Here is a 10,664-nt window from a genome sequence, read left to right as displayed (position 1 = left end):
AATGCTGCATTAGCCCCTATTTGCAAAGTGACATATCCATTGGCAAATAGGGGCTAATGCAGCATTTGATATTTTAGATGGCTCAGTGGGTAATAAAGCAGCATTAGATACTACATTTGAATATCAAACGACTCCAATAGTGGCAACACCTAGCTTAACATTAAGTAATCCATCAAATGTGTTGGTTAGTTCTGGCCCTGTTACATACACCGTTAGTTATACTGATGTTGAACAGGTCGATTTAAATACTAATGAAGTGACGCTTAATTCAACTGGCACCGCTAATGCGGACATTACCGTGTTGAATGGTGATACCAGCAGTGTGACGGTGAGTTTAGATAATATCGTTGGTAATGGTTCTATTGGTATCAGTATTGTTGCGGGGACTGCGCGTTTTAGTACTAATTTAGCTCCTTCGGCTGGTCCTTCTGCAGTATTTGTTGTCGATACAATTAAGCCTAGTGTGGTGTTGAGTAATGCGTCGTTAAATCAAACTGCTGATTTTACGGTTAATATGGTATTCGATGAAAGTGTATCAGGTTTTGATATAGATGATATTGCTGTTGTTAATGCCAGCTTATCTAATTTTCAGACAATTGATGCAAAAACATATTCTGTTCTCGTTAGTGCGACAGGTGAAACTACTATTGGATTAAGTGTTGTAGATAGTGCGGCAAGTGATAGTGCAGGGAACGGCAATAATGCTTCTAACTCTTTAAATGTTATTTACGATGATTTGTTACCAAGTGTTAGCTTGAGTGGGCCTTCTGGCACCGTCACTGTAGGGTTCACCGCTACTATCGATTTTAGTGAAATAGTGACTGATTTTGATGTTAATGACATTCAAGTCACTAACGCTAATTTATCATCATTTACTAATATTGATGGCAAAAAGTATACCGTATTAGTATCTCCTATTGCACAATCTACGGTAAGTCTTGCTGTCGACGCCGCAGTTGCGGTAGATACGTTTAATAATAGTAATGCTGCATCGAATAGTTATTCTGTTATATATGATTTTAATGATGCACCAGTGATATCAGGCAGTCCAGCCTCGTCAGTTAATGAAGACAGTGGGTATAGCTTTATCCCGAGTGCCAGTGATGACGACAGTGGTGACAGTTTAAGCTTCAGTATTACTAACAAACCAACGTGGGCCAGTTTCAATAGCGGCAATGGTCAGTTAAGTGGCACACCCACCAACGCAGATGTGGGTACCACAGCCGGGATTGTGATCAGTGTTAACGATGGCAATGTTACGATAGCATTAACCGCCTTCAGCATTACCGTGGTCAACACCAATGATGCCCCTGTAATATCAGGCAATCCAGCGGCATCTGTTAATGAAGACAGTGGGTATAGCTTTACCCCGAGTGCCAGTGATGACGACAGTGGTGACAGTTTAAGCTTCAGTATTACCAAAAAACCAACGTGGGCCAGTTTCAATGGCACCAATGGTCAGTTAAGTGGCACACCCACCAACGCAGACGTGGGTACCACAGCCGGGATTGTGATCAGTGTTAGCGATGGCAGTGTGACCACAGCGTTGACCGCCTTTAGTATCAGCGTGGTCAACACCAATGATGCCCCTGTAATATCAGGCAATCCAGCGACATCTGTCAATGAAGATAGTGGGTATAGTTTTACCCCAACTGCCAGTGATGACGACAGTGGTGACAGCTTAAGCTTTAGCATTACCAATAAACCGACGTGGGCCAGTTTCAATAGCACCAATGGTCAGTTAAGTGGCACACCCACCAACTCAGACGTGGGTACCACAGCCGGTATTGTGATAAGCGTTAACGATGGCACTGTGACGATAGCGTTAACCGCGTTTAGTATAATAGTGGCCAATACCAACGACGTTCCGGTGATTAGCTCAATCGCAATATTGACCGCAATGCAAGATCAAGTATATCAGTACACTTTTGTTGTAACGGATGACGATAGCGGTGATGTATTAACATTTTATGCTGTTGTTAAACCTGATTGGTTAAATTTTAATACCGCAACAGCGGTTTTAAGTGGAACCCCTACGAATGCAGATGTTGGTAGTCATATTGTTTCTTTAAAGGTGACAGATAGTGCGGGGTTGAGTGCCGAGCAAAGCTTTAGCATTAGCGTGAATAATATTAATGATGCACCTGAAATTACATCTATAGCTGTAATTTCAGCAACTCAAGACCAGATTTATAATTACACTTTGGTTGCCTCAGATGCTGATATTGGGGATAGCTTAAGCTTGAATGCTTTAGTAAAACCCAGTTGGTTAAGCTTTGATACCGTCACAGGAGTATTAAGTGGAACACCGACTAATGCAGACGTTGGTAGTCATGTTGTTTCTTTAAAGGTGACAGATAGTGCAGGGTTAAGTGCAGAACAAAACTTTAGCATTAGTGTGAATAATGTTAATGATGCGCCAGTGATTAGCTCTACCGCGATAACAACCGCGACACAAGACCTAGTTTATAATTACATTTTGGTCGCTAATGATGCTGATATCGGAGATAGTTTGAGCTTTAATGCTTCTGTCATACCCGATTGGTTAAGCTTTGATACTGCCACAGGTATATTAAGCGGAACACCAAAGAATACAGATGTTGGTCGTCATTCTGTCACCTTAATTGTTACTGATAATGCTGGTCTAAACGCTGAGCAAAGTTTTAGTATCGATGTGAGTAATGTTAATGATGCACCTGAAATAATGGGATCTCCGTTACTGTCGATTAATGAAGACGAATCTTATATCTTTAAACCTGATGTCACTGATGCTGATGAAGATGATTCTCTAAGCTTTATTATTGTCAATAAACCTACGTGGGCTAAATTTAATGGCACTGATGGTACGCTTAGCGGTATTCCGAGTAATGATGATGTTGGGGTAACATTGGGCATTATTATTTCAGTGTCGGACGGCACCATTGAGATTGAATTACCTGCATTTGATATTGAAGTGATAAATGTTAATGATGCACCAGTGTTTGAATCGGAACCCATAATTGAAGCAAGTGTATTTGCACCATACCAATATGATGTGGTGGTTTCTGATGATGATGTAGATTCTTCTTTGACGGTTGCCGTTGTCATGGCTCCAGAGTGGTTGTCTCTTAACTCTTCGAATCAATTAGTTGGAATTCCGCCAGCTGAGTCCGCTGATATGACATTTGAGGTTGAAGTCAGTGTGACTGACGCAATTGTGGACCTCCCAGTAATACAGCGCTTTAGTTTGGCTGTTTCTCAGCCAAATGATACAGAACTCGGTGTGAACATTTACTTTTCGCCTGCACCTGCAATAGTGGGACAAAAAGTTAACTTAGTTGTCGATATTGTCAATAATGGTTATACCGCAGCATTAGGACTGAATTATCAAGTTACTTTTGGTAGTGAATTTTCAACTGTTGTATTGCCAAATGAATGTTCTGAACTATCGGCCGGTATAATTGATTGTGTTGTTGCAGATGCGCTAGCTATTGGTGATTCATTAAGCCAAATTATTGAGTTAATGGTAGACAATGTCGATTCTGGCTTTAGTTCTGCGAACATTTCTGTCACTGCTACGAATGTAAATAATGACATATTTGAACGTGAAACTAGCATTTTATTGGCTAATACCTTGTCTATATTACCAGGTAAAGTGTTAATCAGTGTCCCTGCGTCGTTAGGTTATGCAGTTGATATGAATGCAGATAACTTTACAGATTTATTGGTTTATATACCCGATGATTTAACTATCCAAATTATGATCAATGATGGTCTTGGTCAGCTAATTCCTGGTGTTAAGATAGTTTTAAATCAAGCGGTGACTTCGTTTACCGCTACAGATATTAATGTAGATGGCAACATTGACATTATCACCACTGGTGGTGACATTGCTGGTAATCGTGCTTACATGCTCGATGGACTATTTGCCGTCAATTCGGTAGAAAATCTAGATGATGTCAAAGCAGATGTTATGTTAATTTCCGACTTTGATTTTGATGGTTACTCAGAAGTCGTTTTAGCGGGTACATATCAACCTCAAGTTGCTATTTATTCTGGAGTTGGTTCTGGTTCCTCTACTGTTAATTTAGTGCCTATTCCTTTTTCATTACCGTCTTTTAGTGCGGCAAAAGGACTTCAACAAGTATCAACCGTTACCGGCGTTGTAACATCGTCAGAGTCAAAGATTACCGCGCTTTCTGCCATTGCTACTGATGGTGTAATAAAGCTTTTAGTTGGAGTCGAGAATCAAGCGCCTGTGTTATTGACTCTTGATGATAATGATTGGGTTTCAAGTGCCGTGGTTTCGTTGACACAAGGTACTCAACGTTTGATTAATACCGATTTAGATAATGACGGCAAAGCTGATTTGTTTGTAAAAGACGATAATGGCTGGCATTTAATTATGGATGCCTTTAGCAATGACTTTATAAAAAGCAGCGTCATGTTTCCTAATGCTGATGATATTGTTGTCACAGATCTAGAAGCTGATGGTATTCCTGAGCTTTTATTGGTGATGTCCCATGGGGTAAGTATTTGGCATTATTATGGATCTGACGATATTCGTCCTGGTAATTATGTTATTGATGCTGAAGCGCTTGGTACCGTGACAGTGCTTGATATTAATAATGATGATTTGCTCGATATTATCACTTTTGACAAACAGGATGGTGTATCAGTATGGTATATGAGTGCCGGAGGTGGAGTAGGGTTACAAGATGTTGATCTAGCGCTATCTAGCCTCATGCCTAGTTACCCTGAAGTTGATCGTGCGGTCAATATCACTTGGTCTGTGTTTAATTTAAGTGATGCTAGTGCCAGTGATGTGACACTGAATGTGATGTTTGATACTGATATTGTGTTACCTCAAATCCCAAGTGGGTGCGCACTTGTAGGCACTATTCTTACTTGTCAACTAGGTGAGATTGCAGCAGGTAAATCTAAGGATGTAACGTTTAGTCTTCGTCCTGAACGTGATGGTAAATTATCTTTGATAGGTAACGTAACGAGTCTGGAATATGATGTGAATAATGTTAATAATCAACGTGATGCCAGTTTTGACTTTGCTTCTGCTGAAAAGTCTGATGGCGGTAGCTTGCCGCTATGGACTGTGTTGTTGATGTTTATGTTCGCATCGATAAGGGCTAATATACATCGCTATCGTTAAGCGACGATATTGGTAGTAAAAATAAAAGTAACATGGGGGGAGTTTCCCCCTGTTTTATTATCTGCAGTATTTTGCTCGTCCTTATTTAGTGCTAAAAAGGACAGTATTTTTGTTTTGGGATAAAAATTAATGGCAAGTTTTCTTAAATCGCGTCTATGTATCATGACGAGTTTGTTATTAGGTTGTGGTGTGTTTTCTGTTTATGCAGCTAATGAGCCGTTTGATTTAAAGCCTATCCAACATAATGATAGTTTACTCAAACTGATGGGAAAGCTTGAGTCTGCCAGAGATCCCAAATGTCATGCAACAGCCACTCGCTTAGAAGGCTTGATTTATGGCACGCCGTTGAGTGATGATGCCCGGTACAAGAAAGCTGAATACCAGCAAGCATTGATCCGTAATATATGGATACAAGCTACTGCGTCTAATCCAACTGTAGAACTATTATCATTAGCGCAAATCAAGCAAGCCACAAGTGCATTTTTTGATATAAAACAGTTAAAAACAACTTGGCGAGTTACCACTCCAGCGATGTCGGTTGATATTGATACTCGAGATGAAAGCCATTATGGGTCAATTGCTTACAGTTTCAGGGCCATGCTGGCAGTACAACAAGAAGCCTTATTAGACCTTGATTCTGATTTGCCTATGTTGAGTGACGATGCGGCACATTTTATTACTCAACAAATCGATTTAGTAACGCTATCGTTGCTTAAACAAGCTGATAACTTGGCAAGGATAAACAACCAGCATGAAGTCAGCCAAGAAGATCTCATAAACAGTTGGGCCAGCTTATTCCCCGTTTTTAAACCACAATCACTTGCGAACAACACTGTCGCAGATCCCTCCGTTGCGAAGGATAATGTGCGTAAAACGGGCTTACTTACAGATTTGATAGAACAGAAAATTGCTGCATTTGAGCAGTACAATCAAGTTAATCAAACCTTGTTTGCCCGTAATCTTCAGGTGTATTTTGCTAAATTAGCCTTACCGAAGGATAAGCAACAGTCTGCAGACTTTACCCGTTACTTTACTGAGGCGATGATTGCTTTCTCCGCAAACTTCTATTTGCAATCTCAAGCACAAGCAGGGAAGGCTAATGTGATAAAAGAAGCTGATGTCGCGATTGCGATGCAGCAATTGTTGCCTCATTCAGTAAATGAATATGAGGATGTCATATTTTATCAACAATATCCTCAAGATAAACAAGTTGTTATTGAATCCTATGATATGGATTCGTTTAGAGACTCTGGATTGCATTGGTTATATTTTAAAGAAGCATTATCTGACTTAGGACAACAAGCTAAGTTAGAAGCTGATCCTTTTGCTGCGGAATTATTATCTGAGGCGATTGCCCATTACGGTGTGTTGTTATTAAGGCGAGCGGGTGAATTAGGAAAGTTAAATAATCAGAGTGAGTTATCTTCAGCATTAGTGACAAGTGCTTATGAGTCCATCAATAAAGAAGTGAATAATTACCATCAGTACCATCCTGAAATATTGCCTGCTCCAGTTATTATGTCAGCAGGCAGTAAGGACAATAAATCGATCCGTTATTTTGATAACGTGACAGAGAAGCAAAAAGTAGATTTTGAACATCGCTCGTCTGATTGGCTCAGTCGTCAATTAAGGAGTTATTTGAGCAAAAATGCTAATACGGGAATTTCGACTATTCCTCCTGCCTTTGGTGGCGGTGGTGTGGCGGCAGAAGATATTAATGGCGATGGACTTATTGATATTTTGCTATTAAGTGGTGCTGGAAATAAATTATTTTATAATCGTGGTGGCTTTTTTGAAGATGTAACCTTGCAATCAGGTTTACAAAATATTAGTCAACGTCCAGGTGTTAATGCAGCAAAAAAACTCCCCGGTGAACCAAGACAACCTTTAATTGCCGATTGGGACAATGATGGCGATCAAGATATTATGATCACTTATGTTGACGAGTCACATCGAATATACCGTAACAATGGCGATGGTCGTTTTACTGATGTGACGGAGATTGCAGCATTAGGTGGGGCTGATATGATTGGTGGCCCAGCAACCACCGTTGATGTTAATAATGATGGATTGCTGGATATTTATATTGAATATTTCGGTAATTATCTAAAAGGTGACTTACCAACCTTAAAGCGTCGTAATGATAACGGTGGTGAAAATGTGCTGTTCATTAATAAGGGGAACTTTGTTTTTGAGCAAGCTAAAGATGCCCTAGGCGCCAATAATAAAGGGTGGGGACAAGCAGTAACGCATACCGATTTAAATATGGATGGCTGGCAAGATTTAATTGTAGGTAACGATTTTGGTGTTAATAGTTACTACATCAATAAACAAGGCAAGGATTTTGTTGATTACGCAGATAAAATTGGAACGAGCAAACCTTCATATACAATGAATATAGGCTTAAGTGATTTGAATCACGATGGTATCGCCGATGTGTATATCTCTAATATTGTGACCATGAACAAAGATCAAAAATATGTATTGCCGAGTGAAGAGACACAAGCTGAGTTTAATCCCGATAAACTTGCCAATATGCGAGTTGTTGAAGGTAATGACCTCTTCATTTCCAGTTTTGATTCAAAAGGTGCATTAAAATATCAACGCAGCGATAAAGTAGGGCGTGGATATTCATCAACCGGTTGGGCTTGGGATGCCGAATTTTTTGATGCCGATAATGATGGTGACGATGATCTCTATGTGCTTAATGGCATGAATGATTATTATGTTTATTCAACCAGTAACCCTTATTATGCCGACCCTATTACCGGTGAAAGTGTTAATGCTGAGTTTCCTGATGCGGCTAAAGCGAGTAATGTATTCTTTTTGAATGAAGCTGGTGGCTTAGTCAATACTTCTGTTCAAAGTGGTTTAGATTTTATCGGTAATTCCCGTTCTGCTTCTTATTTAGATTTCGACAATGATGGCGACTTGGATGTGTTAGTTAATAATTATCATGACAAGGCTAAGTTATTTGAAAATAAGGCTGAGACGCTTAACAATAATTGGTTAAAGTTGAGTGTAAAAGGTTTACCTGCAGAGGGTGTTAACCTTGACGGTATTGGTGCTCAAATTATTGTTGGTTTTGGTGAGAAAGGCTACGGTTGGCGCCAAGTTAGTGGTAGCCAAGGTTATATGTCGGTGCATCCTAAAGAACAACTTTTTGGTTTAGGAAAAGACAACAGTGCAAGAGTGATGGTTATTTGGCCTAATGGCAAGCGCCAGCGATTTGGTCCTCTACAAGCAAATAATCGCTATACATTGACCTATGGTGCCGCAAAGCCATGATGGTGAGATGTATTCTGTTTATGCTTTGTTGTTTAACGCTTTATTGTAACCAAAGTGTCGGCAGTGAAGCTCAAAGTGAACAGCGTTTACTTAAGCAATTTGAAATAAGAAAGCAGTGGTTTATTGATCAAAATATTCTGAATATGGGACAAACCCCCGATTATATTAATAGGCTTGTGCTTGAAGACTCGCCTTACTTGTTAAGGCATGCATTGCAGCCGATACATTGGCAGCCTTGGTCAAATAATATTTTGGCTCTAGCCAAAAAGCAAAACCAGCTTGTTTATTTGTCTATTGGTTATGACACATGTCATTGGTGTCATGTACTGGCAAATGAAAGCTATATTGACACAGATATCGCCACGGTATTAAATAATCACTTTATTAATGTGAAGATTGACCGCGAAATATTACCTGAAGTTGATGCTAAATATCGCTTAGCGCTTGAAAGAATGACAGGAAACCCAGGTTGGCCTATCCAAGTTATCCTAACTCCTGACGGGGATATTCTTTGGATTGACTCTTATCTGTCTCAACCTTCATTGCTCAGTTTATTAAAGGTACTTTCTTCAAAATGGTCAGCTAATCCTGACAAACTCACTCGTAAGGCTAAGTTACTTCAGAATCATTTGTTTTCAAGTCAAAAAATATCATTAGACGATTTTTTATTGCCTGAAAGTTATGCCCGTTTACTTGAAGATGTTATGGCTGTGCTAACGCAAGAGCAAAGCCATGACTCGCCACGCTTTTTAAGAGCTGAATGGCTACTGCACCTTTTAGCTGAATACGACAAAACGGCTAATGTTGAATATTTAGATATTGTAAAATCACAAGTTGATAGTTTTTTAATTAGCCCTACTTATGATTTTATTGATGGCGGCATGCATCGTTACTCTGAAACGGGTGACTGGGAAAAGCCTCATTTCGAAAAAATGCTTTATGATCAGGCACAACTTATACGTGTTTTGGTTAAGCTTTATTTGATTACAGGCATGACGCAGTATATTGAGATTGCTAATCAAACGATTGAATTTGTTGAATCAAAAATGAAATATAATGGCTATTATGTTTCGTCTTTGTCTGCATTATCTAATGATATTGAAGGTGGTTATTACCAGACTACAATTGAAGATCTTTCACGGCTTTCTGATGAACAACCATCACTTTTTAAGCATTCACCTGAGAGTAAATTATTTTCTCTACACTCTATCAATTTACCATCGGCTAAAACCATTAACGCATTGAGTCAACTGCGCAAAGACGGATCTCCTTTTCCAATGGCTGATCAAAAAGGTATTTTATCTTGGAATGCTTTATATGCTATTGCGCTAGCAGAGATGTATTCGGCAACGTTAGATGAACAAATTCAGCGCAAGATGTACCAATATATTGACCAATTAAACGAACTGTTTTATCGCGATGGCCAGCTTTATCGTATTGTTTATGATGGCAGGGCCTCAGTCGATGCAAAGCTCGATGATTATGCGCTCTTTATTGAGGCATTGTTGTTGAAGTACGGTATTAGCGGTAACTCCAATGATTTGGCTTTAGCCGTTAAATTGAGCAATCAAATGGGGATGTTGGTAGACAACACAGATTCATTATTACTTGCCGTCGATGATCAACTGCCCTCAATGGTGGCTATGGCAATAAATGCCTACAAACAATTATATTTGGTCACAGGAGAGCCAGATATGACTGATATGATGACTGGATTAATGACAAAATCAGTTCAGTCGCCATTAACGATATCGCAGCTTTCTTTATTGTTTGCTGCAGACAAAACCGCCCGTAATAATCGATCACCTTATTTTATCGGAAGAGGTAAAGGGGTTGTCAATTTTGTAACGGTAGGCAAGGATTTAATATTACAAATTAACCTAGCTGGTGGCTGGCACATTAATTCGAATAAGCCATTGGATAAAAAACTGATCCCTACCGCTATCCATTTTATTAATGATGACCCCGTGAAGGCCGACTTTCCTGAAGCTAAACGAGTCAGTTTATCATTTAGTAAGAATATGCTGAGTGTTTATGATTCGACAATTCAGATCTTATTGGACAACCAGCAATTACAGCGCACTAGAATGCCCATAAAGCTCAATTTACAAATGTGCTTTGATAAAATATGTTTGTTACCGGAAACTATTTTATTAGTGCCTCCCCAAATGATTACACATTAGTGTCATGATGTTGTGAATGTGGTTATACCTCGATGCCACGATACTTT

At 39.5% G+C, this 10,664-nt stretch carries 3 protein-coding genes; all 3 read left to right on the top strand.

Annotation, left to right across the window (positions count from 1 at the left end; genetic code table 11):
- Positions 1 to 85: 85 nt before the first annotated feature.
- The 3 genes from H5185_RS18735 (at position 86) to H5185_RS18725 (ending at position 10,617) form a co-directional block, all read left to right on the top strand.
- Positions 86 to 5,146 (top strand): putative Ig domain-containing protein, encoded by a 5,061-nt coding sequence (locus H5185_RS18735; protein WP_182742846.1) that lies wholly within the window; start codon positions 86 to 88, stop codon positions 5,144 to 5,146.
- A 129-nt stretch (positions 5,147 to 5,275) separates the two neighbouring features.
- A complete protein-coding gene (locus tag H5185_RS18730; protein ID WP_182742845.1) occupies positions 5,276 to 8,434 on the top strand; it encodes a CRTAC1 family protein in 3,159 nt (1,052 codons plus the stop codon).
- On the top strand, positions 8,431 to 10,617 hold the full coding sequence (locus H5185_RS18725; RefSeq protein WP_182742844.1) for a DUF255 domain-containing protein: 2,187 nt from the start codon (positions 8,431 to 8,433) through the stop codon (positions 10,615 to 10,617). Before H5185_RS18730 ends, H5185_RS18725 begins: the two co-directional genes overlap by 4 nt.
- The last annotated feature ends 47 nt before the right edge of the window (positions 10,618 to 10,664 follow it).

It is taken from the genome of Shewanella sp. SG44-6, assembly GCF_014164185.1.
Taxonomy (GTDB): domain Bacteria; phylum Pseudomonadota; class Gammaproteobacteria; order Enterobacterales; family Shewanellaceae; genus Shewanella; species Shewanella vesiculosa.
The sequence above is the reverse complement of the archived record's forward strand: the minus strand, read 5'-3'. Positions and strand labels throughout refer to the sequence as shown.

What these genes read in the sequence shown, in the direction of transcription:
- H5185_RS18730 (WP_182742845.1), top strand. Translation starts at nt 5,276, where the DNA reads ATGGCAAGTTTTCTTAAATCGCGTCTATGTATCATGACGAGTTTGTTA.
- H5185_RS18725 (WP_182742844.1), top strand. Translation starts at nt 8,431, where the DNA reads ATGATGGTGAGATGTATTCTGTTTATGCTTTGTTGTTTAACGCTTTAT.